The organism is Streptomyces sp. NPDC092369 (genome assembly GCF_044755245.1).
Taxonomy (GTDB): domain Bacteria; phylum Actinomycetota; class Actinomycetes; order Streptomycetales; family Streptomycetaceae; genus Streptomyces.
Window position 1 is genome coordinate 524264 of the sequence record NZ_JBIVQP010000008.1, and the last position, 25289, is coordinate 549552.

The 25289-nt window shown below is 70.7% G+C and carries 24 protein-coding genes and 1 riboswitch; of the genes, 19 read left to right on the top strand and 5 right to left on the bottom strand.

Features of this window, described 5'->3' with window-relative positions:
* Nucleotides 1-10 precede the first annotated feature (10 nt).
* The 3 genes from ACIQI8_RS40365 (at nt 11) to ACIQI8_RS40375 (ending at nt 3140) form a co-directional block, all read left to right on the top strand.
* Complete coding sequence (locus ACIQI8_RS40365) at nt 11-1123, top strand: glycoside hydrolase family 6 protein (protein ID WP_402362806.1); 1113 nt, start codon at nt 11-13, stop codon at nt 1121-1123.
* Between the two features lie 166 nt (nt 1124-1289).
* Nucleotides 1290-2567 (top strand): alginate lyase family protein, encoded by a 1278-nt coding sequence (locus tag ACIQI8_RS40370; RefSeq protein ID WP_402362551.1) that lies wholly within the window; start codon nt 1290-1292, stop codon nt 2565-2567.
* Nucleotides 2568-2681: 114 nt separating this feature from the next.
* Nucleotides 2682-3140: an acyl-CoA thioesterase gene (locus ACIQI8_RS40375; RefSeq protein ID WP_402362554.1), complete on the top strand. Its 459-nt coding sequence runs from the start codon at nt 2682-2684 to the stop codon at nt 3138-3140.
* Here ACIQI8_RS40375 and ACIQI8_RS40380 read toward each other — a convergent pair.
* On the bottom strand, nt 3100-4311 hold the full coding sequence (locus ACIQI8_RS40380; protein WP_402362557.1) for an MFS transporter: 1212 nt from the start codon (nt 4309-4311) through the stop codon (nt 3100-3102). The genes ACIQI8_RS40375 and ACIQI8_RS40380 overlap by 41 nt on opposite strands.
* A 157-nt stretch (nt 4312-4468) precedes the next feature.
* On the opposite strand from ACIQI8_RS40380, the gene ACIQI8_RS40385 reads away from it, so the two are divergent.
* From ACIQI8_RS40385 to ACIQI8_RS40430, 10 genes are all read left to right on the top strand, one after another.
* Nucleotides 4469-5653, top strand: coding sequence for an ROK family transcriptional regulator (locus ACIQI8_RS40385; protein ID WP_402362560.1), 1185 nt, complete (start codon nt 4469-4471; stop codon nt 5651-5653).
* 245 nt (nt 5654-5898) lie between these two features.
* Nucleotides 5899-6029: riboswitch (FMN riboswitch) on the top strand.
* Between the two features lie 155 nt (nt 6030-6184).
* Nucleotides 6185-6790, top strand: a complete 606-nt coding sequence (locus tag ACIQI8_RS40390) for a riboflavin synthase (protein ID WP_124002900.1) — start codon at nt 6185-6187, stop codon at nt 6788-6790.
* Complete coding sequence (locus tag ACIQI8_RS40395; RefSeq protein ID WP_402362563.1) at nt 6787-7428, top strand: nicotinamide riboside transporter PnuC; 642 nt, start codon at nt 6787-6789, stop codon at nt 7426-7428. The genes ACIQI8_RS40390 and ACIQI8_RS40395 overlap by 4 nt, the downstream gene beginning before the upstream one ends.
* Nucleotides 7425-8723: a bifunctional 3,4-dihydroxy-2-butanone-4-phosphate synthase/GTP cyclohydrolase II gene (locus ACIQI8_RS40400; protein ID WP_402362566.1), complete on the top strand. Its 1299-nt coding sequence runs from the start codon at nt 7425-7427 to the stop codon at nt 8721-8723. The genes ACIQI8_RS40395 and ACIQI8_RS40400 overlap by 4 nt, the downstream gene beginning before the upstream one ends.
* A 52-nt stretch (nt 8724-8775) precedes the next feature.
* On the top strand, nt 8776-9261 hold the full coding sequence (gene ribH, locus ACIQI8_RS40405; protein ID WP_124002903.1) for a 6,7-dimethyl-8-ribityllumazine synthase: 486 nt from the start codon (nt 8776-8778) through the stop codon (nt 9259-9261).
* Nucleotides 9262-9295: 34 nt separating this feature from the next.
* Complete coding sequence (locus ACIQI8_RS40410; protein ID WP_006378313.1) at nt 9296-9568, top strand: phosphoribosyl-ATP diphosphatase; 273 nt, start codon at nt 9296-9298, stop codon at nt 9566-9568.
* A gap of 72 nt (nt 9569-9640) precedes the next feature.
* The gene (gene hisG / locus ACIQI8_RS40415; RefSeq protein WP_402362570.1) at nt 9641-10498 is read left to right on the top strand and encodes an ATP phosphoribosyltransferase; all 858 of its coding nucleotides are present in this window, start codon (nt 9641-9643) and stop codon (nt 10496-10498) included.
* Between the two features lie 14 nt (nt 10499-10512).
* Nucleotides 10513-10956, top strand: coding sequence for a PH domain-containing protein (locus ACIQI8_RS40420; protein WP_402362573.1), 444 nt, complete (start codon nt 10513-10515; stop codon nt 10954-10956).
* Between the two features lie 177 nt (nt 10957-11133).
* Nucleotides 11134-12459 carry a hemolysin family protein gene (locus tag ACIQI8_RS40425; protein ID WP_402362576.1) on the top strand — a complete coding sequence of 442 codons (1326 nt, stop codon included), beginning with the start codon at nt 11134-11136 and terminating at the stop codon, nt 12457-12459.
* Nucleotides 12456-13568: a hemolysin family protein gene (locus ACIQI8_RS40430; RefSeq protein WP_402362579.1), complete on the top strand. Its 1113-nt coding sequence runs from the start codon at nt 12456-12458 to the stop codon at nt 13566-13568. Before ACIQI8_RS40425 ends, ACIQI8_RS40430 begins: the two co-directional genes overlap by 4 nt.
* Before the next feature lie 122 nt (nt 13569-13690).
* On the opposite strand, the gene ACIQI8_RS40435 is transcribed toward ACIQI8_RS40430, so the two are convergent.
* Nucleotides 13691-15553: an AAA family ATPase gene (locus tag ACIQI8_RS40435; RefSeq protein WP_402362809.1), complete on the bottom strand. Its 1863-nt coding sequence runs from the start codon at nt 15551-15553 to the stop codon at nt 13691-13693.
* 426 nt (nt 15554-15979) lie between these two features.
* Nucleotides 15980-16630, bottom strand: coding sequence for a uridine kinase (locus ACIQI8_RS40440; protein ID WP_402362812.1), 651 nt, complete (start codon nt 16628-16630; stop codon nt 15980-15982).
* A gap of 243 nt (nt 16631-16873) precedes the next feature.
* Between ACIQI8_RS40440 and ACIQI8_RS40445 the strand changes: the two genes are divergently transcribed.
* The 3 genes from ACIQI8_RS40445 to ACIQI8_RS40455 all read left to right on the top strand — a co-directional run bounded on the left by ACIQI8_RS40445 (nt 16874) and on the right by ACIQI8_RS40455 (nt 19284).
* Nucleotides 16874-18244 (top strand): peptidase C39 family protein, encoded by a 1371-nt coding sequence (locus tag ACIQI8_RS40445; RefSeq protein ID WP_402362582.1) that lies wholly within the window; start codon nt 16874-16876, stop codon nt 18242-18244.
* 177 nt (nt 18245-18421) lie between these two features.
* Entirely contained in the window at nt 18422-18562 is a 141-nt protein-coding gene (locus ACIQI8_RS40450; RefSeq protein WP_124002909.1) for an SCO1431 family membrane protein, read from the top strand.
* A gap of 62 nt (nt 18563-18624) precedes the next feature.
* Nucleotides 18625-19284, top strand: a complete 660-nt coding sequence (locus ACIQI8_RS40455) for a TetR/AcrR family transcriptional regulator (RefSeq protein WP_402362585.1) — start codon at nt 18625-18627, stop codon at nt 19282-19284.
* A 69-nt stretch (nt 19285-19353) separates the two neighbouring features.
* On the opposite strand, the gene ACIQI8_RS40460 is transcribed toward ACIQI8_RS40455, so the two are convergent.
* A complete protein-coding gene (locus tag ACIQI8_RS40460; RefSeq protein ID WP_402362588.1) occupies nt 19354-20595 on the bottom strand; it encodes a glycoside hydrolase family 18 protein in 1242 nt (413 codons plus the stop codon).
* A gap of 370 nt (nt 20596-20965) precedes the next feature.
* On the opposite strand from ACIQI8_RS40460, the gene ACIQI8_RS40465 reads away from it, so the two are divergent.
* The 3 genes from ACIQI8_RS40465 to ACIQI8_RS40475 all read left to right on the top strand — a co-directional run bounded on the left by ACIQI8_RS40465 (nt 20966) and on the right by ACIQI8_RS40475 (nt 24761).
* Nucleotides 20966-22138: an acyl-CoA dehydrogenase family protein gene (locus ACIQI8_RS40465; RefSeq protein ID WP_402362591.1), complete on the top strand. Its 1173-nt coding sequence runs from the start codon at nt 20966-20968 to the stop codon at nt 22136-22138.
* Nucleotides 22139-22553: 415 nt separating this feature from the next.
* Nucleotides 22554-23654, top strand: a complete 1101-nt coding sequence (locus ACIQI8_RS40470) for a hypothetical protein (RefSeq protein WP_402362594.1) — start codon at nt 22554-22556, stop codon at nt 23652-23654.
* A 12-nt stretch (nt 23655-23666) separates the two neighbouring features.
* A complete protein-coding gene (locus ACIQI8_RS40475) occupies nt 23667-24761 on the top strand; it encodes a phosphotransferase family protein (protein WP_402362597.1) in 1095 nt (364 codons plus the stop codon).
* A gap of 17 nt (nt 24762-24778) precedes the next feature.
* Here ACIQI8_RS40475 and ACIQI8_RS40480 read toward each other — a convergent pair whose 3' ends face one another.
* Nucleotides 24779-25216: a hypothetical protein gene (locus ACIQI8_RS40480; protein ID WP_402362600.1), complete on the bottom strand. Its 438-nt coding sequence runs from the start codon at nt 25214-25216 to the stop codon at nt 24779-24781.
* Between the last annotated feature and the right edge of the window lie 73 nt (nt 25217-25289).

The following is a 25289-nucleotide window of genomic DNA, read 5'->3' on the forward strand; positions in this document are numbered from 1 at the left end:
CCGCTCCGCGATGCTCGCGGTCGCCTCCGTCGTGGTCGCCGTCGGCACCGCGACCGGCATGCTGTCCGCCCTCGACGACGGACGTGGTGCGGACCGGGCCGGATCCGACGTGACCGCTTCCCCGAGCCTGGAACGCCTGCCCGTGGTGCCGTCCCCCTCGACGAGCGGCACCTCGGCCGCTCCCTCGCCCAAGAAGGCACGCCCGTCCGCGAGTTCCGCCCCGAGGAAGACGAGGAAGGAGCCGAGCGTCCCCGTGGCCGAGGGCCTCTACCGTCACCCCGAGTCCCAGGTCCTGGACTGGGTCCGAGCCAACCCCTCCGACCCGCGCACACCGGTCATCGAGTCGCGCATCGCCGACCGGCCGGCCGCGGTCTGGTTCACCGACTACTCGCCGGACACCATCCCCGCCCGGGTCCGCGCGGTCACCTCGGGCGCCGCCGGGCAGGACCGGGTGCCGGTCCTCGTGTCGTACGCGATACCGGACCGCGACTGCGGAGGTGCCTCCCAGGGCGGGGCGCCCGACCTCGACGCGTACGACGCCTGGATCGACGCCTTCGCGCGGGGGCTCGGCTCCGCCGAGGTCATCGTCGTCCTGGAACCGGACTCCATAGCCCAGGCCGACTGCCTCGGCGCCGGTCAACGGGCCGACCGCTTCGCCTCGTTGGCCCGTGCGGGCCGCGTCCTCAAGGCGGCCGACCCCCAGGCGCGGGTCTACTTCGACGCAGGGCACTCCGGCTGGAACCCCGCCGGCAAGCAGGCCGAACTGCTCCGCCAGGCGGGCGCCGCCTCGGCCGCCTCCTCCGACGGCGTCTTCAGCAACGTCTCCAACTTCCACACCACGTCGGCCGAGATCGCCTACGACCGACAGGTCCTCGCCGCGCTGGGCGGCCCCGCGAGCCTGGGCGCCGTCATCGACACCAGCCGCAACGGCAACGGCGCCCCGAACGACGGCGAGTGGTGCGACCCCGCGGGCCGCAAGATCGGTCGCGCGCCGACGCTCAGCACCGGCGAGGCCCGGATCGACGCCTATCTGTGGGTGAAGCTGCCGGGGGAGTCGGACGGCTGCAAGGGGAGCCCCGGAACGTTCAGCCCGTCGTACGCGTACGACCTGGCGTCCTCGTAGCGGACCGTCCTCGACGGATCGTCGTTCAGGTCGACATCGGCCATCTCCGTCCATGAATGCTGTCCGGACCATTGTCACGGGTATCCAGCAGTCCTACGCTCGCACGGTCCTACTCATGAATTCTGTTCACGTGTCTGAACCGATGCTCGATCGATCGGAGCGTTAGATGAGTGGAAGATCCCGTGCGGCCGTCGTTCTCGCCGCCGTGGTGACTCTCGCAGCCGTGCTCGTCCCCTCCGCACAGGCCACCCACGCCACCCATGCCGCCCCCAAGACCCCGGACACCGCCGTCCTCGACGGCGCCCGCCTCCAGCAGACGAAGCACCGCCTCGACCGAGGCGACTCCCAACTGCGCGGCTCCGTGCGGAACTTGACGGCCCGCGCCGACAACTGGCTGAACCAGGGCCCCTGGACGGTCGTCGACAAGCCGAAGCCCGCTCCCGGCGGGGATGTTCACGACTATCTGAGCCAGGCGCCCTACTGGTGGCCGTCGACGACCCCCACCGCCGACAACCCCTGGGGCTGCCCCTACGTCCAGCGCGACGGACAGCGCAACCCCGAGGTCGACACCGGCACCGACCGCCAGGACGTCGAGAAGGTCTTCGACTCGACGTACGACCTCTCGCTCGCCTGGTACTACACGGGCAAGAAGAAGTACGCCGAGAAGGCCGGACAGGTCCTGCGCACCTGGTTCCTGAACCCCGCCACGAAGATGAACCCCAACCTGAACCACGCCCAGTTCATCCCCTGCAAGTACGACGGCCGCGCGATCGGGATCATCGACTTCTCGCAGTCGTACACCAGCGTGGTCGACGCGCTCGCGCTGCTCGCCACCGGCGCCCCCGGCTGGACGAAGGCCGACCGCACCGGCATGACCCGCTGGAACTCCGACTTCCTCGACTGGCTGGTCGACAGCGACTTCGGCAAGCAGGAGGGAGCCGCGGCCAACAACCACGGCACCTTCTACGACATGCAGGTCGCCGCTCTCGCCTACGCGACCGGCGACACGGGTCTGGCCCGGCGGACCGTGCGCGACGCCGCCGCCAAGCGCCTCGACCCGCAGATCGCGGGCGACGGCAGCCAGCCGCAGGAGCTGGCGCGGACGCGGAGTTGGCACTACTCGACCTTCGACCTGGTCGCGTACACCCGGCTCGCCGCCATTGGGCGGCACGTCGGCGTGAACCTCTGGGCGCATCAAGGGCCGGACGGGCAGAGCCTGTTCAAGGCGGTCGACTATCTGCTGCCGGCCGCGACCGGAGCCGTGCCGTGGCCGCACCCGGAGCTGGAGTTCTACCGCTACGCGGCCAGCGACGTCGTGCACGCGGCGGCGGACGCGGGCGACAAGGCGGCGCAGAAGGCCGTACCGAAGCTGCAGGCGCCGCCCGGCGGTGACCTCTGGGCGCTGCGCCCGGCCGCGGAGCAGTTGGACTCGATAGCGGGCTGACCGGAGCCGGCCGGGTCCAGCGGGCCGACCTGGCCCTTCCGACAGGGGCTCCTGAGCGTCCGCTTAGGATGAAGTGTCCCCACCGCTTCATCCGTGACGCCCAGGAGCCCCGCCGTGACCGCCGACGCCTCGACCGCCCCCGCCCTGTCGCACGGCCGGCTCACCCCCGTCACCGTCCACTTCGACGACCTGGACGCCCTCGGCCTGCTCCACAACGCCCGCTACCCGCTGCTGGTCGAGCGGGCCTGGGGCGAGTTCCTGGAGGAGCACGGCTTCCACTACGCGGGCGACTGGGTGGCGGCCGGCGACGCCTGCAACGCGGTGAAGGAACTCCGGATCAGCTACGAGGCACCGGTCACCCGGCCGGGCACGTACGCCGTCCATCTGTGGCTGGACCGGCTCGGCACCACGGGCCTGACCTACGGCTTCCGCCTCTGCTCGGCCGACGGCTCGGTGACCTACGCCCGCGGCACCCGGGTCCTGGTCCGGCTGGACCCGGTCACCATGCGCCCGGCGCCGTGGAGCGAGGACTTCAGGGCCGCGGGTCGGGCACTGCTGCGCTCGGCCGACTGACCTTCGGCCGGTCCCGGTCGCCGGCCCGCAGCACCCCCGCGAACACGACGAGCCCGCTCGCCAGCACCGACACCAGCACGAACGACACCACCAGGCTCGACGCCTGCGCCACCCCGCCGATCAGACTGGGCGCGATCAGACCCGAGGTGTACGTGATGGTCGCGACGCCCGCGATGGCCTGACTGGGGTTCGGGCCGCTGCGTCCCGCGGCCGCGAAGCACAGCGGCACGACCACGGCGATGCCGAGGCCCATCAGCGCGAAGCCGGTCATCGCCACCGCCGGATGCCCCGCGACCACCACGAGCAGGCCGCCCGCGGCCGCGAGGAAGCCGCCGACGCGGACCGTGCGGACCGAGCCGAAGCGGTTGACCACCGCGTCCCCCACCAGCCGGGCCACCGCCATGGTGAGCATGAAGCCGGTCGTGCAGGCCGCCGCCAGACCCGCGGAGGAGTCCAGTTGGTCACGGAGATAGACCGCCGACCAGTCCAGGCTCGCGCCCTCGGCGAACACCGCGCAGAAACCGACGGCACCGATCAGCAGCGCCGACTTCGGCGGCAGCGCGAACCTCGGCGGCGGCTCCTCGTCCTCGGCCGGCTGCAGGTCGAGCACCCAGCGGCAGAACAGCGTGCCGAGCGCGGTGAGCGTGGCCGCCGCCAGCGCGAAGTGCACGCGCGCGTCCGAATCCAGGTGCGCGGCGAGGGTGCCGCCCGCCGAGCCGATCAGGGCGCCGGCGCTCCACATGCCGTGCAGCCCGGACAGGATCGACTTGCCGAGCAGCGCCTCGATCTCGACGCCGAGCGCGTTCATGGCGACGTCGGCCATGCCCGCGCTCGCGCCGTAGACGAACATCGCCAGGCACAGCGTGTACAGGTTCGGCGCGAGCGAGGGCAGGATCAGCGACAGGGTCCACAGGGCGAGCAGACCGCGCAGCGCGGTGCGGCTGCCGAAGCGATGGCTGATACGGCCCGCCAGCGGCATGGAGCAGGAGGCGCCGAACGCCGTGAAGGCGAGCGCGAATCCCAGCTGGCCGGCGCTGAGGTGGGCGTGCTCCTGGATCCACGGCACCCGGGTCGCGAACGAGCCGGTCACGGCGCCGTGCACGGCGAACACGGCGGCCACCGCGTACCGGGCCCGCCTCACCTCGTGCGCGTCGTATGCCACGTCGCTCATGCTCCGGTCCCTCCCAGGATCTCTACGGCTCCCCACCTGCGCCGCGTAAACTATCAGGAACCCTGCCTGATAGATAGGGCAATAATGGCCGCGGGCACTCGGGCCGAGTACCCGTCCCCACTGCCGTACGGCAGCGCCGATCTGGAAGGATCTCGGCATGCCCGCATCACCGAGCACCGCCCGGGCCATCAACGACCGGGTCGCCCTCCAACTGCTCCAGCAGGAGGGCCCGTTGACGGCGGGGCAGCTCAAGCAGCTGACCGGACTGTCCCGCCCGACGGTCGCCGACCTCGTCGAGCGGCTCACCGCCTCCGGCCTGATCACGGTGGTCGGCGAGGCGGGCGAACAGCGGCGCGGGCCGAACGCGAAGCTGTACGGGATCGTCACCGACCGGGCCCAACTGGCCGCCCTGGACGTGCGTACCGAGGGCGTCTGGGTGGTCGTGTCGGACCTGGTCGGCCAGGTCCTCGCCGAGGCGTCCGTGCCGATCGGCGACGACACCGGGACCGGCCCCGCCGTGGAACAGGCGGTCGCCCTGGTCGAGCGGGTGGTCAAGGAGGCCGGCGCCGACCGTCTGCACACCGTCGGCATCGGCGCCCCCGGTCTGATCGACCCGGTCACCGGCGAACTCCGCGACTCCTCGGGCCTGCCCGCCTGGCACCGCCGGCTGGCCACCGCCCTCCAGGAACGGCTTCCCGAGGCCCGCGTCAGCGTCGAGAACGAGACCAACCTCGCGGCCCTCGCGGAGCAGCGCGACGGAGCGGCCCAGGACCGCGACACCTTCGTCCTGCTCTGGCTCGGCCACGGCACCGGAGCGGCGGTCGTCCTGGACGGCACCCTGCGCCGCGGCGCGTCGGGCGGCACGGGTGAGATCGGGTTCCTGCCGGTGCCGGGGACGGCGGGGCTGCCGTCCGCCACGGACTGCGAGGGCGGCTTCCACACGCTGGCGGGGTCGTCGGCGATCGCCGAACTGGCCCAGGGGTACGGGGTGGTGGCGGAGTCGGGACCCTACGAACCGGTCGCGGCTGGGCTCGTACGCGCTGCTGTGACCGGCCGCGGTACCGATGCCGACCGTTTCCTCGACGCGCTCGCCGACCGTGTCGCCGTGGGCGTCGCCTCCGTCGTCGCGATCCTCGACCCCGGCTGCGTGGTGCTCGGCGGCGAGGTCGGGCAGGCCGGGGGAGCGGAGCTGGCGGGGCGGGTGGAGGCGCGGCTGCGCCGGATGTCACCGCTGCCGACGGAGGTGCGGGCCGGTGCGCTGGGCGGTGGGGCGGTGCTGCGCGGGGCGCTGCTGACGGCGCGGGACCGGGCGCAGGAGGAGTTGTTCGCGCCGGGGCGGTGAGCCGCGCGCGCCCTCGACCGTCCGTGATGCTCGAAGCCGTGGCGCGCGTTGGGAGGCCCGGCGACGGGCAAGGGCCGTCGTCACCGTCGCCGGACCGGTTCAGGGTACCTCGGAAAGGACTAGACCAAAGGGTTCCTCAAGGAATGCCCTGTTGAGAAGTCCAGCGACGTCGCCTGTGAGCCACCCCACATCGTTCGCCCGTATGGACCTGGATCAGGCGTGGCAGACTGGCCGTGTACCAGAAGCAGCGCACTCCGGGGTCGGTGAAAGTCCGAACCGGCGGTTACAGTCCGCGACCCGGTCACTTCCAGTGACCGGTTGACCAGGTGAAATTCCTGGACCGACGGTTAAAGTCCGGATGGGAGGCAGTGCGCGGCGGACGAGCACCATTTGTGTGCGCGTCGCCGTTTCTGGGCTCGCCCTGTCGGGCGGGTCCCTCTCGGCGTCGCCCCCGGTGTTCTCGTTCGCTCGATTCTGTCGTCATCGACAGGCCCCGGAGTCCGTGCCCGATGTGGCAGGAGGACCCGGGAAGTGTTCACCGGAATCGTCGAAGAGCTGGGTGAGGTCACCGCCGTCGAGAATCTCGGCGACTCGTCCCGCTTCCGTCTGCGCGGCCCCGTCGTCACCGACGGAGCGAAGCACGGCGACTCCATCGCCGTGAACGGGGTCTGTCTCACCGTCGTCGAGCACGAGGGTGACGAGTTCACCGCCGACGTGATGGCCGAGAGCCTCAACCGTTCCAGCCTCGGTGCCCTCGCCGTCGGCTCCCGCGTCAACCTCGAACGCCCCACCGCCGTGGGCGACCGCCTGGGCGGGCACATCGTGCAGGGGCACGTGGACGGCACCGGCGCGGTGCTGGAGCGCAAGCCGTCGGAGAACTGGGAGATCATCAAGATCTCCCTCCCCGCGGACCTGGCCAGGTACGTCGTGGAGAAGGGCTCCATCACCGTCGACGGCATCAGCCTCACCGTCGTCGACGCGGGCCCCGACTACTTCACCGTCAGCCTGATCCCCACCACCCTCGCCCTGACCACGCTCGGCCTCAAGCAGCCCGGCGACCCGGTCAACCTCGAGGTGGACATCGTCGCCAAGTACGTCGAGCGGCTGCTCGCGTCCAGCCAGGGAGCGGGCAGGTGAACTCCCTCAACTCCGAGGCCTTCGTCCTGTTCGGCCAGCACATCCTCTGGTCGGACATGATCGGCAACATCCTCGGCCTGATCGCCCTGGCCCTCGGCTGGCGGCGCAACCTGTGGAGCTGGCCGGTGCAGTTCGCCTCCGGCCTCATCCTCTTCGGCGCCTTCTACGGCCATCTGACCGGCAGCGCCGGCAAGCAGGCCGTCGTCGTGGTCGTCGCGCTGTACGGCTGGTGGCAGTGGAACCGCAACAAGGGCACGGGAGCCGACGGTCACATCGCCCCGCGGTTCGCCACCTGGCGCGAGCGCGGCGCGATGATCGGCGCCGCGGCCGTCGGCACGGTCGCGGTGGCCCTGCTCTTCAAGGCCTACCCGTCCCTGTCCTGGGACCCCTGGCCGGACGCCTACATCTTCGTCGGCACCGTCGTCGCCATGTACGCCCAGGCGCGCGGCATGGTCGAGTTCTGGTTCGCCTGGCTCCTCGTCGACCTCGTCGGCGTCCCCCTCAACTTCGCCAACGGCTACGCCTTCTCCGGCTTCGTCTACGTCATCTACGGCGCACTCGTCCTGTGGGGCATGCGCGACTGGTGGCTGCGCTCCCGCGACGGCGCGCGGCCCGTCCTGGAAGGAGCGCCGGCATGACATCGGCACCGATTCTCTACAGCACAGACGGCATCGAGGACTGGTCCCTGGACCCGGTCGAGCAGGCCATCGCCGACATCGCGGCCGGCCGCCCGATCGTGGTCGTCGACGACGAGGACCGCGAGAACGAGGGCGACCTCGTCGTCGCCGCCGAGAAGGTCACGCCCGAGATCGTCGCCTTCATGATGAGCGAGTGCCGCGGTCTGATCTGCGCCCCCATGGAGGGCGACGAGCTGGACCGGCTCAAGCTGCCGCAGATGGTCGAGGACAACACCGAGTCCATGAAGACCGCGTTCACGGTGTCGGTCGACGCCTCGGCCGTTCACGGTGTGACCACCGGTATCTCGGCCGCCGACCGGGCGACCACGCTTCGGCTGCTCGCGAGCGGCACGGCCCAGGCCGACGAACTCGTCCGCCCCGGCCACATCTTCCCGCTGCGCGCACGGGACGGCGGGGTGCTGACCCGCAACGGCCACACCGAGGCCGCCGTCGACCTCGCCCGCCTCGCGGGCCTGCGCCCGGCCGGCGCGATCGTCGAGATCGCGGGTGAGGACGGCCGGATGCTCCGCCTGCCCGAACTGATCCCGTTCGCCCGCAAGCACGGCCTGACGATCATCTCCATCGAGGACCTGATCGCCTACCGCCAGGCCGCCGAGCCCACCGTCCGCCGCGAGGCCGAGGTCCGACTGCCCACCAAGCACGGCGAGTTCACGGCGTACGGCTACCGCTCCACCGTCGACGGCGTCGAGCACGTAGCCCTCGTCCACGGCGAGATCGGCGAGGGCGAGGACGTCCTGGTCCGCGTCCACTCCGAGTGCCTGACCGGCGATGTCTTCCACTCCCTGCGCTGCGACTGCGGCCCGCAGCTGGAGGCCTCCCTGGAGCGCATCCAGGAGGAGGGCCGGGGCGTGGTCGTCTACCTGCGCGGCCACGAGGGCCGCGGCATCGGGCTGCTGTCCAAGCTCCGGGCGTACGAACTCCAGGAGCGCGGCCGCGACACCCTCGACGCCAACCTCGAACTCGGCCTGCCCGCCGACGCCCGGGACTACGGCGCCGGCGCGCAGATCCTGGAGGACCTCGGGGTGCGCAGCGTGCGGCTGATGACCAACAACCCCGACAAGACGGACGCGTTGCTGCGGCACGGCCTCAAGATCACCGGCCGGGAGCCGATGCCCGTACAGGCGGGCGAGCACAACCTCCGCTACCTGCGCACCAAGCGCGACCGGATGGGCCACGACCTGCCGTGGCTGGACGCGGCTCCGGCGGCACCCCTGTCCACCTGCAACAACCAGTAACAGCAACGTTTTTCGAGCCCGGCACGGACCGGCACAGAGGAGACGAGAGAACGTGAGCGGCAAGGGCGCACCGGACCTGTCCGTACGCAACGTCGGAGACCTGCGGGTCGCCGTCATCGCGGCACAGTGGCACGAGAAGGTGATGGACGGACTGGTGGACGGCGCCCTGCGCGCCCTGCACGACCTGGGCATCGACGAGCCGACCCTGCTCCGGGTCCCCGGCAGCTGGGAACTCCCGGTGGTGGCCAAGGTGTTGGCGGGCCGGGGCTACGACGCGATCGTCGCCCTCGGCGTCGTCATCCGCGGCGGCACCCCCCACTTCGAGTACGTGTGCCAGGGCGTGGTCCAGGGCCTGACCCAGGTCTCGGTCGAGACCGGCGTCCCCGTCGGCATGGGCGTGCTGACCTGCGACACCGAGGAGCAGGCCCTGGACCGGGCGGGCCTTGCGGGCTCCAACGAGGACAAGGGGCACGAGGCGGTGACGGCCGCGGTGGCGACGGCGGCCACTCTCCGCTCAGTATCTGAACCCTGGAGGTGAGTGCCGGGCACTTGCGCATAGGCTGAGCACCATCATGTCCAATAAGACGTTCGAGGAGCTCTTCACCGAGCTCCAGCACAAGGCCGCCACCGGCGACCCCGCCACTTCCCGCACCGCAGAGCTGGTCGGCAAGGGCGTCCATGCCATCGGCAAGAAGGTCGTCGAAGAGGCCGCCGAGGTCTGGATGGCCGCCGAGTACGAGGGCAAGGAAGCGGCCGCCGAGGAGATCTCGCAGCTGCTGTACCACGTCCAGGTGATGATGGTCGCCCGCGGAATCTCGCTGGACGACGTCTACGCCCACCTGTAAGTCTCCAGGCCCGCACGTCTCCTGGTTCCACGTAAACCCGTACAAAACCGTCACGCGAAGGAAGCCGACCTCATGCTGCGCATCGCCGTCCCCAACAAGGGTTCCCTCTCAGGACCTGCGGCGGACATGCTCCATGAGGCCGGCTACCAGCAGCGCCGCGAGTCCAAGGAACTGCGGATCGTCGACCCGGTCAACGAGGTGGAGTTCTTCTACCTCCGCCCCCGTGACATCGCGATCTACGTCTCCTCCGGCCGCCTCGACATCGGCATCACCGGTGGCGACCTGCTGATCGACTCCGGCGCGAGCGCCGAGGCGATCCTGCCGCTCGGCTTCGCCCGCTCCACATTCCGCTTCGCCTCCAAGCCCGGCGCCGCGAAGACCCTCGCGGACCTCAAGGGCAAGACGGTCGCCACCTCCTACGAGGGGATCGTCGCCAAGTACCTCGCCGACAACGGCGTCGACGCCTCCGTCGTGCACCTGGACGGCGCCGTAGAGACCGCCATCGAGCTCGGTGTCGCCGAGGTCATCGCCGACGTCGTCGAGACCGGCACCAGCCTGCGCAACGCGGGCCTTGAGGTCTTCGGCGAGCCGATCATGAAGTCCGAGGCGATCGTGATCCGGCGCACCGGCGCGGACGCCGACGAGGCCGCCGAGCCGAAGGTGCAGCAGTTCCTGCGCCGCCTCCAGGGCGTCCTGGTGGCGCGGACGTACGTGATGATGGACTACGACTGCCGCGTCGAGCAGCTGGAGAAGGCCGTCGCGCTGACCCCGGGTCTGGAGTCGCCGACCGTCTCCCCGCTGCACAACGAGGGCTGGGTCGCCGTCCGTGCCATGGTCCCCGCCAAGGAGGCCCAGCGGATCATGGACGACCTGTACGACATCGGCGCCCGCGCCATCCTGACCACGGCGATCCACGCCTGCCGGCTCTGAGGGACGTACGAGTCATGTCCGATCTGCCAGTTCTCCCCGTCACCTTCCGGCCGGGCCGTACGCGCGCCGTGCTGCTCGTCGCCGGTGCCGTGATCTTCGTGGTCATCACGACGGTCGCGATGCTCCTGGAGCAGCTCGGCCCCGGTGAGCGGCTGAGTTTCATCGTCACGGCCGCGCTGCTCTTCGGTGTGCTCGCGATGCTGGCCCGGGTGAAGGTCGTCGCCGACGAGTCCGGTGTGACCGTGGTCAACATCGCCAGCAGGCGCCGCCTTGCCTGGGCGGAGATCCTGCAGGTCAACCTGCGGCCGGGCGACCCGTGGGTGTTCCTCAACCTCAGTGACGGGACCAGCCTGCCCGCGCTCGGCATCCAGCCGGGCATCGCCAAGCAGCACGCCATCGCCGACGCGCGCGCCCTGCGGGCGCTCGCCGAAGCCCACTCGACAAGGGATCTGCCCTAGAGACCCATGTCTTGATTAATCTGTTGGCGGAGGCGTTTTCGTTGCGCCTCCGCCACTGATGTTCCCACCGGTCCTCAGAGGCCCCCTGCTACCCGAGGAGTGACTCCCTCCAGCGATGGACGGATCGTCCTGTAGTACCTGCGCCGCCCCCTCACGACATATCGAGGCGGCGGCATCATGACCATCCCCCTGCTGCTTCTCGGAGCGGCATTCCTGTTGATCCTCGCCAACGGCTTCTTCGTGGCGGCCGAGTTCGGCCTGGTCACGGTCGAGTCGACGGACGCCGAGAAGGCCGCGGCCGAGGGCGACCGACGGGCCCGCAGAGTCGCGGAGTCCCTCAAGGAACTCTCCTTCCAGCTCTCCGGCACCCAGCTCGGCATCACCATCACCTCCCTCGTCGTCGGCATGCTCGCCGAACCGGCGCTCGCGGAACTGCTGCACGGCCCGTTCACGGCCGTCGGCGTCCCCGAGGGCGCGGTGTCCGGGGTGGCGGTGGTCGTCGGCATGCTGCTGGCCTCGGCCGTGCAGATGGTGATCGGCGAACTCGTGCCCAAGAACTGGGCGGTGTCCAAGCCCATGCAGGTCGCGCGCTTCGTCGCGGGCCCGCAGCACGCCTTCGCACGGCTGTTCCGCCCGGTCATCTCCGCGCTGAACACCGTGGCCAACCGCCTGGTGCGGGCCCTGGGCGTCGAGCCCGCCGAGGAGCTGGCCTCCGCCCGCACCCCGGGCGAACTCGTCTCCCTCGCCCGCCACTCGGCCCAGGCCGGCACCCTCGAACAGGACACCGCCGACCTGTTCGTACGGACCCTGTCGCTCGCCGAACTGACCGCGCAGCACGTCATGACACCGCGTGTGAAGGTGAGCGCCCTGCAGTCGTCGGCGACCGCCGAGGACGTGGTCAATCTGACCCGCGCCACCGGCCTGTCCCGCTTCCCCGTCTACCGGGAGAAGATCGACGAGGTCGTCGGCATGGTCCACCTCAAGGACGCCCTCGCGGTCCCCGCGCACGACCGCCTGCGCACCCCCGTCGGCCGCATCGCCCGCCCGGCGCTGCTGGTCCCCGAGACCCTGCCGGTGCAGCCGCTGCTCAGTCAGTTGCGCAGCGAGCAGCCCATCGCGGTGGTCGTCGACGAGTACGGCGGCACGGCCGGCGTGGTCACGCTGGAGGACATCGTCGAGGAGATCGTCGGCGAGGTCCGCGACGAGCACGACGGACAGGACGTGCCCGAACTCGCCGCCGCACCGCCGGAGGACGGCAGGCCCGCCTGGGACGCCGACGGCAGCTGCCGGGTCGACATCCTGCAACGCATAGGCCTGGACGTGCCCGAGGGGCCGTACGAAACCGTCGCCGGTCTCGTCGCCGACCTGCTCGGCCGGATCCCGGCCGCCGGTGACCGGGCCGAACTGCCGGGCTGGCGGCTCACCGTGCGACGCGTCGGCCACTACCGCGCCGAGCGCGTCCGCCTGGTGCGGACCGGGTCGGTCGTGGAGGTCGCCCGATGAGCGTGCTCCAACTCCTGTTCGCCGGACTGCTCGTGCTCACCAACGGCTTCTTCGTCGGCGCCGAGTTCGCCCTCGTCTCCGTGCGCCGCAGCCAGATCGAACCGCTCGGCACGGCCAGGTCCCGCCAGGTCCTGTACGGCCTGGAGCGGCTGCCGCAGATGATGGCCGCGGCTCAGTTCGGCATCACCGTCTGCTCGTTGACCCTGGGCGCGGTCGCCGAACCGACGGTCGCCCACCTGCTGGAACCGGTCTTCGAGTGGGTCCGTCTGCCCGAGGGGATGATCCACCCGCTCGGCTACGTCATCGCGCTCGCCGCCGTCGTCTTCTTCCACCTCGTGATCGGCGAGATGGTCCCGAAGAACCTCGCGATGGCGGCTCCTGAGAAGGTCGCGCTGTGGCTCAGCCCCGGCCTGGTCGCCTTCGCCCGCGTGTGCCGGCCCATCACCGTCGCCCTCGGCGCCTGCGCCCAGGCCATCCTTCGGCTCTTCCACGTCGAGCCCAAGGACGAGGTCGAGGCGGTCTTCACCAGCGAGCAGCTCAACCGCCTGGTGGAGGACTCCGGTCAGGCGGGTCTGCTCGACCCCGAGGAGCAGGAGCGCCTGGAGGACGCCCTGGAGCTGGGCTCCCGCCCGGTGACGGACGTACTCCTCAAGCGCGAGTCCCTGATCACGGTCAGCCCGTCGGTGACGCCGGGCAGGATCGTCGAACTCACGGGCCGCACCGGCTACTCCCGCTTCCCGATCGCCGCCGACAACGGCGCCTTCATGGGCTACCTGCACGTGAAGGACGTCCTGGACCTGGAGGACTCGGACCGCGCGGTGCCGCAACAGTTGTGGCGCCCGATGACGACCCTACGGGCCGAACTCCCCCTGGACGACGCCCTGACGGTGATGCGCCGAGCGGCCACCCACCTCGCCCAGATCGCCGACACCTCCGGCAAGGTCCTGGGCCTGGTGGCCCTGGAGGACGTCCTGGAGCTACTGGTGGGCGAGGTGACGGACCCGGCGCACAGGGAGACTCCGGAGGTCAAGGTGACGGAGCCGCGAGCGAGCGACAACGCGGAGCAGGCTTCGACCACCGCCGACCCGGAGCAGGCCTTGGCGCGCTGAGGCAGGCGGTGCTGACCGACGCGGTTCCCCCGCACCCACCCAGGGGCGCGGGGAACTGCGCGACGGGCCCCCACGCCCCCGCAGCCGCGCATCACACAGAACCAATCGCGCTCTCGCGACCGTCACATCCCTGCAGGGTCCTGCGGCCCCCGTCCGGACAACACCTCTCCATACGCCTGCATGAGATCCGGCAGCCGCAACGTCGACAGATCATCACGCGTCAGCACACCCGGATACGTCGACAGCCGAAGATCCCGGTACGCGCAGCTCTTCTCGTAAAGGGTGCGCAGGAACCGCCCGTTGCCGAGTTCGTCGATCCACCCCTGATCCACCACATGCCCCGCGATGGACCGCAGCTCGTCAAGAGCCTCCTCGTCCCACACGTCCCCGTTCTCCGCGGCCAACACCTCGCCGATGGAGGTGAGTTCGAGGGGACGGTAGGACGGGAAGTCGACCCGCGTGGTGAAGCGCGACGACAGACCGGGGTTCGCGGCGAGCAGCCGGTCCATCCCCTCGGGATAGCCGGCCAGTATGACGACCAGGTGATCCCGGTTGTCCTCGGCGCGCTTCAACAGCACCTGCAAGGCTTCGTCGCCGTACGCGTCCCCTTTGCCGTAACCGGAGTTGGAGAGCGAGTACGCCTCGTCGACGAAGAGGACCCCGCCGATCGCCGAGTCGATCAGCTCGTTGGCCTTCACGGCGGTCTGCCCGAGGTACTCGCCGACCAGGTCGGCGCGCTGGGCCTCCACCAGATGGTCGCCGCCGAGCAGACCCAGCGCGTAGAAGACGCGGCCCAGGATGCGGGCGACCGTGGTCTTGCCGGTGCCCGAGGGCCCGGAGAAGACGAAGTGCCGCTTGGGCGGCTGGACCGGCAGGCCCTGCCCGGCACGCAGCCGGGCCATGTTCAACTGCGCCGACAGCGCTTTGACTTGGCGTTTCACGGGCTCAAGGCCCACCATGCGCTCCAGTTCGGCGAGCGCCTCCTCGAGTAATGCGGGGTCGGTCGGGCCGGTGGGCAGCGCCGACGACGTCGTGGCGTTCTTCTCCCGCACGGTCGGATCGATCACCGACGGCAGCGGACCGGTCGGCGGCAACTCCGGCTCGGACAGCCGCAGGTCGCGGCCCTCGGCGCCGAAGAGCGGGTCCAGGCTGTCCGGCCCCTCCAGCGCGTCCGCGCCGCCGGAGAGGGTGATCGCCGCGAGGTCGGTGGCCTCGTCGTACCCGTCGCCCTCGGAGATCGCCGCGAGCCGGGCCGAGGTGTCCATGAAGGCGGGGTCGACGCGGTGCACGGCCCGGTAGAGGGGGAGCGCGGCGGCCGAGCGGCCGGTGCCCTCGTGGGCCCGCGCCAGCCAGTAGCGCAGCTCCTTGCGCTGCGGCTGTTCGCTGCGACAGCGCATCAGCGCGGAGGCGAGCAGGGGCTCGGCCTGCCCGTACATCTCCAGACGGACCCGCGCCATGCCGCCGAACAGACCCGCCTCGATGCCGAGCAGGGCGTCGTCGATCAACGGGTCGGTGTGCCGGACGAGTTGCTCCCAGTCCTTGACCAGGTAGGCACGGCAGGCGTGCAGGAAGCGGACCTGGTGGTCGGCGTCCACCGGCGGCAGGCCCGCCAGGGCCCGGTCCAGCTCGGGGACATGCCGTCCGTCCAGCCAGTGCGAGGCGTGCGCGAGCAGCAGATCGCGCGGGCTCTCCAGCACGGGCTGCACCCACCAGCCCAGCCAGTACCAGGAGTTGAGGGAACGCCGGTGCCGGGCGCGCTGTTCGCCGAAGCGGTCGCGGTGCCGGAACATCCGCAGCAGCGCGGTCGTCGTGTCGGCGCGCAGCGCGTGCAGACCGAGCCATCCGTCGGCCATCCCGGGATCCATCCGCACCGCGGCCCGGAACTCCTCCTCCGCCTGCGGATAGGCGCCCATCGTGTAGGCATCCACACCTCGCAGCCAGGCGAGGTCGGCCGGGGCCTCGGGGCCCCGCGTGCCGAAGTCCATCACGTCCCCCACAAACCGTGCCCCCGTCGGTTGGCCGGCGGGCCGTTGCCCGTCGGCCTCCTTGATCGAACCGCCGTGCCGCGGACCGGAGTTGCGGTGCGCGCAGCCGTCCGAAGGTCGCACCGAGGGCATCGTACCTGCGCAGGTGTCGCCCGCCGTAGGGTGCCGCACAGGCCGTTTGTCGAGGTGGGAGCAGAGGGGGCGCATCGGGAACGGTCACCGTGCGTGAGCGAATTGCGCCGTACAGCGTCCGGATGGCGGGACGCGGGCAGAACGAAGCCCCCGATCACGGGGGAACAACCGGGGGCTTCGCGTTTCTGGGCGGCTTCGCATGGCCGCACATTCAGAACGTAAGTCCTGTACGGCCCCCCGGTCAAGCCGAGTTGAGGCACTCCGGCAAGTTGCCGAAGGGGCGTCTTCACAAGTTCAGCACACTGCGGATGGTCCGTCACCCAGCGTGATTTCCTGGTCCGGTCCAGCGGTGTTCCCCGGCCCCGGGAGCACCTCGTACCCCTTCACGCACTGCCGTACCAAGGCGTCGGCGAACGGTCGTGAAGGATCCTCGGCGAAATGCAGACGCTCCACCGTGACCCACTCGCCCCAGAAGTCCCGCTGTTCCTCCCCGTCCCTCCTGAGCCCCCGTGTCCACGACTCCTCGGAGGGCAACTCCATCCACAGCAGACACGCGAGATGCGGGCGCAGTGCCCGGCGGCCCGCACCGACGCCCTCGATCAGGACGACCGTGGCGGGCGGAAGTGCGCGGGGCGGTCCGAAGCGGCGGGCGTGCCAGTCGTAGGGGGTGTACTCGGCGCGCTCGCCGCGGCACAGCGGCTCGATCACCTGCGTCAGCAGTCGCCCGGTCCACGCGAACAACTCGTCGTGGCTGGCGATGTCGTCGAGGTGCAGCACCGGGGCGTCGTCGAGGGCGCGGCTCAACTCCCCGGTGAACGTGGTCTTTCCGGAGCCGGCGTGCCCGTCGACGCCGACCAGGCGGACCGGGCCGCAGGAGGCGGGAAGGTGACGGAGCCGGGAGGCGAGGTCGTGAATGGCTGTTCCTTGGCTGTGCGGTGGCGAAATGGGCCGATATGGGATGAGCGGTGGGCAGTGTCTCACGAGGGTGTTCGGGGCGGGATCCCGGGACGCTCACCCCACCGTGTTCCTGATGCGGTCACGCCAGCGGTCGAGACCAATATTGGTGGGCGTGCCATGGACGGAAGTGCTGGCAGGAGCGGTCACGTGCGGTCATAGTTGGCCCACAACCGTGCAGCGCACCGTGCATGGGACCAGCACCGAATCGGACACACGGGGGTCTCTCCACTTATGAGCAGAGCCGAACAGCCGTCCCGCAGAACCGTCCTGGCCGCCGCGGTCGCCGCGGCCGTGGTGGGCAGCGCCGGACCCGCGGTCGCCGCCGACGCGACCGACTCCGTGGACGCCGGCGACATCCCGGCCCGGCAGGGCCGCCAGGTCGACTACCGGGCCTGGACGACGTACACCGACTGGCGCGGCGGTACCGCCAAGGGGGCCCGGGCGCTCGCGGGCGCCCGTCCCGGCGTGGTGATCGCGGCCCCGGCCGGGACGACCGACTACACCGACCCGCACACCGGCACGACCGCCGCCTGGGAGTACGCGACCTGGACGTCCCCCGTCCACAAGCTCGCTGTCCCGGCCACCGAGGTGATCTCCTCCTGGAACGCGCGCACCCCGGCCGGCACCTGGATCCAGGTCGAGCTGACCGGGACCTACTCCGACGGCACGGCCACGCCCTGGTACGTCATGGGCCGCTGGGCCGCCGGTGACGGGGACATCAAGCGGACGTCGGTCGACGACCAGACCGACGGCAGGAGCACGGTCTGGACCGACACCTTCGCCATCGACGACGCCACCACCGGCCTGCGCCTGGTGTCGTACCGGCTGCGGCTGACCCTCTACCGCAAGCCCGGCACCCGGCTCACGCCCACGGTGTGGCGGCTCGGCGCGATGGGCTCCGACGTCCCGGACCGCTTCACCGTCCCTGCCTCGACCCCGGGCCTGGCCCAGGAGTTGATCGTCCCGCGCTACTCGCAGGAGATCCACGCCGGCCAGTACCCCGAGTACGACAACGGCGGCGAGGCCTGGTGCAGCCCCACCTCCTCGCAGATGATCATCGAGTACTGGGGCGGCCGGCTCACCCCCGAGCAACTGGCGTGGGTGGACCCGGCGTTCGCCGACCCGCAGGTGTGCCACGCGGCCCGCTACACCTACGACTACCAGTACGCGGGCTGCGGCAACTGGCCGTTCAACGCGGCCTACGCGGCCACCTTCAAGGATCTGCAGGGCGTGGTGACCCGGCTCGGTTCGCTCACCGACCTGGAGACGCTGATCGCGGCCGGCGTCCCGGCCATAACGTCCCAGTCCTTCCTCAAGGAGGAGCTGACCGGGGCGGGTTACGGGACCTCCGGGCACCTGATGACGGTGATCGGCTTCACGGCCGACGGCGATGTGATCGCCAACGACCCCTTCTCGGCCAGCGACGCGGCGGTGCGGCGCGTCTACAAGCGGCGGGAATTCGAGAACATCTGGCTGCGGACCAAGCGGTACAACGCCTCCGGCAAGGTCGTCTCCGGCACCGGCGGGGTCTGCTACCTCTACTTCCCGGCGGATCCCAGCCACCGCCAACGCAAGGCGCTCGCGGCGGTCGGCGTGCGCTGAGCGGACAGGAACGCACAGGAACGGACAGGCGCGGGGTGCTGGGAGACCGGCCCCCCGCGCCTGTCCGGAAACCAAACCCCGTGTGACCAAGCTCTCGGACGCAAAAGGGCTGATCAGTGGCAAGGTGGACGGATCGGTGGGGGAATCCACCGACGCATCCGACCTCAGCGAGAAGCCATGACGACACACTCAGCCACCGCCGCCCGAGCCCGCACCGGCGGTCCCAAGGACGACGGCCCGAAGGTCCTGGAGCACGTCATGGGCTGGACCCTCGTCGTGGTCGTCGCGATGCTCGTGGCCCAGCTCGGACTGCTGTGACCTGACACATACGACCTGCCATACTGCGGAAGTCCCACCGCCCTTTGGAAACAGGGTCGAATTTGAACATCAGCCACCACAGCGACGCCGTCCGACCGCGGGCGCGCGGCACGGAGCGCTCGCTGGCGCGCCGGGCCGAACTGATCGCCATCGGGCGGAAGTTGTTCGCCGACACGTCGTACGACGCGCTCTCGATGGACGACATCGCCCGGCAGGCGCATGTCGCCAAGGGGCTGATCTACTACTACTTCCAGTCCAAGCGCGGCTACTACCTGGCGATCATCCACGACTCGGTCGCCGACCTGATCACCTTCGCCGCGAGCGGACTCGAACTGCCGCAGGTGGACCGGGTCCAGCGCACGATGGACAGCTATCTGCGCTGGGCCGAGAACAACCAGGCCGCCTACCGCACGATCGTCAGCGGTGGCGTCGGCTTCGACGCCGAGGTGCACGCCGTCCGGGACGGGGTGCGCGAGGCGATCGTCGCGACCATCGCCGACGGGGCGTACGGCCGTACCGACATCGCGCCGCTGGCCCGTATGGGCCTGTTCGCGTGGGTGTGCGGTGTCGAGGGCGCCACCCTCGACTGGATCGACCGCCCCTCGCTGTCCCGCGAGACCATGCGCGAGATCCTGGTCAAGACGCTCGGCGGCGCCATGCGCGCCATCGAGGAACTGGACCCCTCCTACCCGGCCCCGGCACCCGCGCGCCGCGACACCTGACCGGGCCAACTGACAAAGGGGCGGCGGCCCGTGGCCGGACCACCGCCCTAAGTCACCCTTTGCTGAAGGTCAGTTGATGGCCTTGATCAGCTCACCGTTCGTGGTGTCCCCGCTCAGCTCCCAGAAGAAGGTGCCGCCGAGGCCCTGCTGGTTCTTGTACGTCATCTTCGTGCCGATGGTCGCCGGGGTGTCGTAACTCCACCAGTTGTTCCCGCACTTGGCGTACGCGGTGCCCGCCACGGTGCCGGTCGCCGGGCACTTGGTCTTGAGCACCTTGTAGTCGTCGATGCCCGCCTCCCACGTGCCGGTCGCCGGACCGGTCGCGGTGCCACCGGGCGCCGCCTGCGTGACGCCGGTCCAGCCGCGGCCGTAGAAGCCGATGCCGAGCAGCAGCTTCGAGGCGGGGATGCCGAGACCCCGGAGCTTGCTGATGGTCGCCGAGGTGTAGTAGTTCGCCTTCGGGATGCCCGTGTAGGAGTTCAGCGGGGAGTGCGGGGCCGTCGGTCCCGCCGCGTCCCAGGCGCCGAAGTAGTCGTACGTCATCGGGTTGTACCAGTCGACGTACTGGGCCGCGCCCGCGTAGTTCGCCGCGTCGATCTTGCCGCCGGCGGTGGCGTCGGCGGTGATGGCCGCGGTGACCAGGCTGGAGGAGCCGAACTTCGAACGCAGCGCGGACATCAGGTTCTTGAAGGACTCACGCCCGCTGGTGTCGCAGGACAGGCCGCAGGAGTTGGGGTACTCCCAGTCGATGTCGATGCCGTCGAAGACGCCGGCCCACTTGGAGTTCTTCACCAGGTCGTAGCAGGACTGGGCGAACGCGGCCGGGTTCTTGGACGCCTCGCCGAAGCCGCCGGACCAGGTCCAACCGCCGAAGGACCAGATGATCTTGAGGTTCGGGTGCTTCTTCTTCAGCTTCAGCAGCTGGTTGAAGTTGCCGCGCAGCGGCTGGTCCCAGGTGTCGGCGACACCGTCCACCGACTCGGCGGCGGTGTAGGTCCGGTCGGTCGCCGCGTAGGCGTCGCCCATGGCGCACTTGCCGCCGGTGACGTTGCCGAAGGCGTAGTTGATGTGCGTGAGCTTGGCCGCCGAGCCGGAGGTCTCGACGTTCTTGGCGAGGTACTTGCGGTCGTAGGTACCCCATTCGGTGAAGTAACCGACGACCTTGGACCCGGCGGCGGCCTGCGCCGCGGGCGCGGCGGGTTTCGCGGTGGCGTTGGTGGCGCCGGCCAGCAGCCCGGCGCCGAGGACCGCGCAACACGCGGCCGAGACGAGCGCCCGGAAGGGGGCGCGGGAGAAGTGCGGACGGTGCATCGGTGTCTCCTCCTGGGGGAGAGGGGAACGCACGGCGATTGGCATGAACGCGGTAAAGCGTTGGCAATGAACAGTAGGAGGACTAGACCAGTTCGGTCAATGGTGCGGACCAATCCGACGGTGGTACGGACCCATCCGGGGGTGCTTCGGCGGGGGTTGTCGGTGACGCGCGATAGTCTTGAAGTGAGCGGTCGTTAACTGGTGACTGGGTGCCTCCGATCGGGCATACTCACAGCGCACAGCCGCTGGTCAGCAGCTTCCGAGACCCGGAAGCGGAGCACCGGCCAGGCACCGAGTACGACCCGGCGACGCCGCGTCCACCCAAGACGCACGTCCGCCGATGTGCCCGAACAGGGAGGAGAGCGTCGACATGCCCGACCGCGCCCCGCAGCCGGTGGACCGGCAACTGCCCACGGACGAGGCCCGGGAGCTGATCTCGCTCGTCCGCGACATCGCGCAGCACGAGATCGCCCCGAAGGCGGCCCAGGAGGAGGACTCCGGCCGCTTCCCGCGCGAGGTCTTCACCCTCCTGTCGCAGTCGGGACTGCTCGGACTTCCCTACGACTCGGAGTACGGCGGCGGCGACCAGCCCTACGAGGTCTACCTCCAGGTCCTCGAAGAGCTCGCCGCGGCCCGCCTCACCGTCGGCCTCGGCGTCAGCGTGCACACCCTCGCCAGCTACGCGCTCGCGGCCTACGGCACCAAGCAGCAGCAGGTCGAGCACCTGCCCGCGATGCTCGGCGGCGGCCTGCTCGGCGCGTACTGCCTCTCGGAACCCTCCTCGGGATCCGACGCGGCCTCCCTGCGCACGAAGGCCGTCCGGGACGGCGACGACTGGGTGATCACCGGCACCAAGGCCTGGATCACGCACGGCGGCATCGCCGATTTCTACACGGTCATGGCCCGCACCGGCGAGGAGGGCGCCCGGGGCATCACCGCCTTCCTGGTGCCGGCCGACGCCGAGGGTGTCAGCGGCGCGGCGCCCGAGAAGAAGATGGGCATGAAGGGCTCGCCCACTGCGCAGGTCCACTTCGACGGGGTCCGGGTCGGCGACGAGCGGCGGCTCGGCGACGAGGGCCAGGGCTTCGCGATCGCCCTGGCCTCGCTCGACTCCGGCCGGCTCGGCATCGCGGCCTGCGCCATCGGTCTCGCCCAGGCGGCCCTCGACGAGGCGGTCGGATATGCCACCGGGCGCCGGCAGTTCGGGCGGCCCATCGCCGACTTCCAGGGGCTGCGGTTCATGCTCGCCGACATGGCGACCCAGATCGAGGCGGGCCGCGCCCTGTACCTGGCGGCGGCGCGACTGCGGGACGCGGGGCGGCCGTTCGCCAAGCAGGCGGCCATGGCCAAGCTGCACTGCACCGACACGGCGATGAAGGTCACGATCGACGCCGTCCAGGTCCTCGGCGGGTACGGCTACACCGCCGACTTCCCGGCCGAGCGCTACATGCGCGAGGCCAAGGTCCTGCAGATCGTCGAGGGCACCAACCAGATCCAGCGGATGGTCATCGCCCGCCACCTAGCGGGTCCGGAGACCCGCTGAACTGACCCGGGGTGACCGTCGGGGCGGCGAGCCTGACCCACTCCGGGTCGTACCGCCCCGGCAGGGTGCGGCCGCGGTCGGCCCAGGTGCGCAGCAGATCGCGGTAGATCGGCGGATCGAGGTGCTGCGGAGGCGCGGGCTGAACCGTTCCTGCGGGTGGCGGGACGTAGCTGCGACGCCGCCTCTCGGTCGCCGGGTAGGCGGGGCTCGTAGGGGTCATACCAGGGCAACGCGGGGTGACCGGACAGGTCACCGATGCGCGGAATCGAGCGTGAGTTCGCGACCCGTCGGGTGTCGGTCCTCGCGCTGAGTCCGGCCGGCCGAGACCAGGTCCGGTGCCGGTCCCCGCACCGAGTCTGGCCACCCGCGCTCATCTGACGTACCGTCAGCCCAGCCGTCCCCAGGGAGGTTTGGCGTGGCCGACGACCGCCCCGTACCGCTCGACGAGTACCCCGTGCACCAGGTGCCCCTCTCCATGAAGCACATGGCGACGGGTGACCGGAACGCCTACGACCGCTGCATCTTCCACGTCCTCGATCACGAGGGCCAGGCCCTGCTGATCCTGGGCCTCGGGGTCTATCCGAACGTCGGCGTGATCGACGCCTACGCGACCCTGCGCACCGGCGACACCCTGCACGCGGTCCGCGCCTCCGACGCCCTCGGCGAGGACCGCATGCGGCTCGAAGTGGGCCCGCTGCGCATCGAGGTCCAGGAGCCGCTCGGCCGGCTGCGGCTGGTCTCCCAGGACGACTCACTGTCGTACGACCTCACCTGGACCGCCGGCTTCCCCGCGCTCTGGGAACCTCACCACCTCCAACGCCGGGGCGACCGGCTCACGTTGGAGGGGCGGCGCTTTGTGCAGGCAGGGAGCGTGGAGGGCTTCGTGCGGGCCGGAGGGGAGGAGTTCCGGGTCACCGCGGGGGAGTGGACCGGTACCCGCGACCGCAGTTGGGGGGTGCGGCCGATACCGGGGGAGGAGGGCGGCCGGCTCGCCGAGGAGCATCCGACCGAGGGCTTCCACTGGATCTGGTGCCCGGTCCGCTTCGAGGACCGATTCCTGATGGTGATCGTCCAGGAGGACGCGGACGGCTACCGCACGCTGAACGACGCGACCCTCGTCCGCCCCGGCCACCGTGACCGCCAACTCGGCTGGCCGCAGCCGGAGATCACCTACCGCTCCGGCACCCGCCACCCCGAACGTGCCCTCGTCCACCTCGGCGACCCGCGCAAACCGCAGGAACTGGAGGTGGAGATCCTCACCTCGTCCCCGCTCGCCCTCGGCGCCGGCTACCCGCCCGCCGACGACTGGCAGCACGGCACCTGGCAAGGCCGCGGCTGGACCGACCGGCGCACCTACGACCTCACCGCGGCCCACCCGCTCGCCGGCTACGGGGTCACCGACCACGCGGCGCGCTTCCGGCTGGGCGGCCGGGTGGGACACGGCATCTTCGAGCACGGCTCGTTCGGGCGGCACGACCCGAGCGGGTTCGCGGACTTCAACTCGGTTGCTCCGTAAGGAGGTTGCGCCATGGCCACGGCACCTCGTCCGCGTACCAGCACCCGCGACCCGCAGGAGATCGGCCGCCGCCTCACCGCCTGGCTCGACACCCGGCTGCCCGGCGCCAAGGCGACCGGGGTCACCGTCCCCGCCTCGAACGGCATGTCCAGCGAGACCCTGCTCTTCGACATAGAGCACCCCGAACCGCCCTTCACCGCCTGCGCGTTGAGGCTGGCGGCCGACCCGGGGGCGTACACCGTGTTCCCGGTCTACGACCTGCCCCGCCAGTACCGCACGATGCGCCTGGTGGCCGAGCACTCCGACCTGCCGGTGCCGAAGGTGCGCTGGCTGGAGGAGGATCCGGGCCCGCTCGGGGCGCCCTTCTTCGTCATGGAGCGGGTCGAGGGGCGCGTCCCGCCGGACGTCATGCCCTACACGTACGAGGGCAACTGGCTGCACGCGGCGAGCGACGCCGAACGCGAGCACCTGGAGGCCGTGTCGGTGGGGTTGTTGGCCCGCCTGCACGACCAAGTCCCGCTAGCGGAGGCAGAGTTCCTCGCGCTCCCCGGCGAAGGCGACACCCTGCGCCGCCACGTCACGGCCCAACGCGCCTACTACGACTGGGTGGTGGCCGGGGTCGCCCGCTCACCTCTCATCGAGGCCGCCTTCGACCGACTGGAGGAACGGTGGCCCCGTGACCCCGGCCCACCGGTGTTCAACTGGGGCGACGCACGCATCGGGAACGTCATCTACGACGGTTTCGACCCCGTGGCCGTTCTCGACTGGGAGATGGCGGCCCTGGCCCCGCGCGAGGTCGACCTCGGCTGGACCGTCTATCTGCACCGCTTCTTCCAGGACCTGACCGTCGCCTTCGGACAGCCCGGCCTGCCGGAGTTCTTCCGCCGCGACCGCGTCGAGGCCCGCTATGGCCAACTCACCGGCCACACACCGCGCGACATGGATTTCCACACCCTGTACGCGGCGCTGCGGCACGCGATCGTCATGCTGCGCATCGCCTACCGGCAGGTGCACTTCGGCGAGGTGGCCGTCCCGGCGGACCCGGACACACTGATCCTGCACCACGGCAGCCTGCGAGCCATGGTGCAGGGCAGTTACTGGGATTGAGCGGGGCCGCGAAGGAGTCAGGCGGCCTGGCGGCGCATCACCGGCACGCGCATCGGGCGCGAGCCCGCGCCGCCGACGTGCGAGAAGGGCTGGGTCCGCCAGTCGAGTCCCTGAGGGAGCGTCAACAGCAGTGCCGTGTCCTGCTCCTGGAGCTCGGCCGACTCGTCGGCGGACCGCGCTTCGGACGCGCTGCGGCCGGTGCCGGCACAGACCGTCAGCCCGAAGGGGTTCCACGGCGACGCGCACAGCGCGTGCTCCGGCAGGACCTCCTCGTCCGCCAGCAGCGCGATCGGCTGCACGCAGTCCGGGCAGACCACCCGGAACATCTCGAACGTCTCGTACGCGTCGAGCTCGTCCACGTCGTAGTCGTCGGATTCGACGCCCTCCGGTTCGGTTTCGACGACCGACTGGAGGCGCTTGGGCGCGGTACGACCAGGGCGCTTAAGACTCTGCATAGGTTCTCCCCCTAGGGCTGGGCCGTGAAGGCGCTGCGGCCTCGACCACAGCAAGCACTTCCCGCCCCGTCTC

Bases quoted from the DNA above. Each gene is read 5' to 3' on its own strand.
- ACIQI8_RS40365 (WP_402362806.1), top strand. From the start codon at position 11: ATGCTCGCGGTCGCCTCCGTCGTGGTCGCCGTCGGCACCGCGACCGGC.
- ACIQI8_RS40370 (WP_402362551.1), top strand. From the start codon at position 1,290: ATGAGTGGAAGATCCCGTGCGGCCGTCGTTCTCGCCGCCGTGGTGACT.
- ACIQI8_RS40380 (WP_402362557.1), bottom strand. From the start codon at position 4,311: ATGAGCGACGTGGCATACGACGCGCACGAGGTGAGGCGGGCCCGGTAC.
- ACIQI8_RS40385 (WP_402362560.1), top strand. From the start codon at position 4,469: ATGCCCGCATCACCGAGCACCGCCCGGGCCATCAACGACCGGGTCGCC.
- ACIQI8_RS40400 (WP_402362566.1), top strand. From the start codon at position 7,425: ATGACATCGGCACCGATTCTCTACAGCACAGACGGCATCGAGGACTGG.
- ACIQI8_RS40410 (WP_006378313.1), top strand. From the start codon at position 9,296: ATGTCCAATAAGACGTTCGAGGAGCTCTTCACCGAGCTCCAGCACAAG.
- hisG (WP_402362570.1), top strand. From the start codon at position 9,641: ATGCTGCGCATCGCCGTCCCCAACAAGGGTTCCCTCTCAGGACCTGCG.
- ACIQI8_RS40420 (WP_402362573.1), top strand. From the start codon at position 10,513: ATGTCCGATCTGCCAGTTCTCCCCGTCACCTTCCGGCCGGGCCGTACG.
- ACIQI8_RS40425 (WP_402362576.1), top strand. From the start codon at position 11,134: ATGACCATCCCCCTGCTGCTTCTCGGAGCGGCATTCCTGTTGATCCTC.
- ACIQI8_RS40430 (WP_402362579.1), top strand. From the start codon at position 12,456: ATGAGCGTGCTCCAACTCCTGTTCGCCGGACTGCTCGTGCTCACCAAC.
- ACIQI8_RS40435 (WP_402362809.1), bottom strand. From the start codon at position 15,553: ATGGACTTCGGCACGCGGGGCCCCGAGGCCCCGGCCGACCTCGCCTGG.
- ACIQI8_RS40445 (WP_402362582.1), top strand. From the start codon at position 16,874: ATGAGCAGAGCCGAACAGCCGTCCCGCAGAACCGTCCTGGCCGCCGCG.
- ACIQI8_RS40450 (WP_124002909.1), top strand. From the start codon at position 18,422: ATGACGACACACTCAGCCACCGCCGCCCGAGCCCGCACCGGCGGTCCC.
- ACIQI8_RS40460 (WP_402362588.1), bottom strand. From the start codon at position 20,595: ATGCACCGTCCGCACTTCTCCCGCGCCCCCTTCCGGGCGCTCGTCTCG.
- ACIQI8_RS40465 (WP_402362591.1), top strand. From the start codon at position 20,966: ATGCCCGACCGCGCCCCGCAGCCGGTGGACCGGCAACTGCCCACGGAC.
- ACIQI8_RS40475 (WP_402362597.1), top strand. From the start codon at position 23,667: ATGGCCACGGCACCTCGTCCGCGTACCAGCACCCGCGACCCGCAGGAG.
- ACIQI8_RS40480 (WP_402362600.1), bottom strand. From the start codon at position 25,216: ATGCAGAGTCTTAAGCGCCCTGGTCGTACCGCGCCCAAGCGCCTCCAG.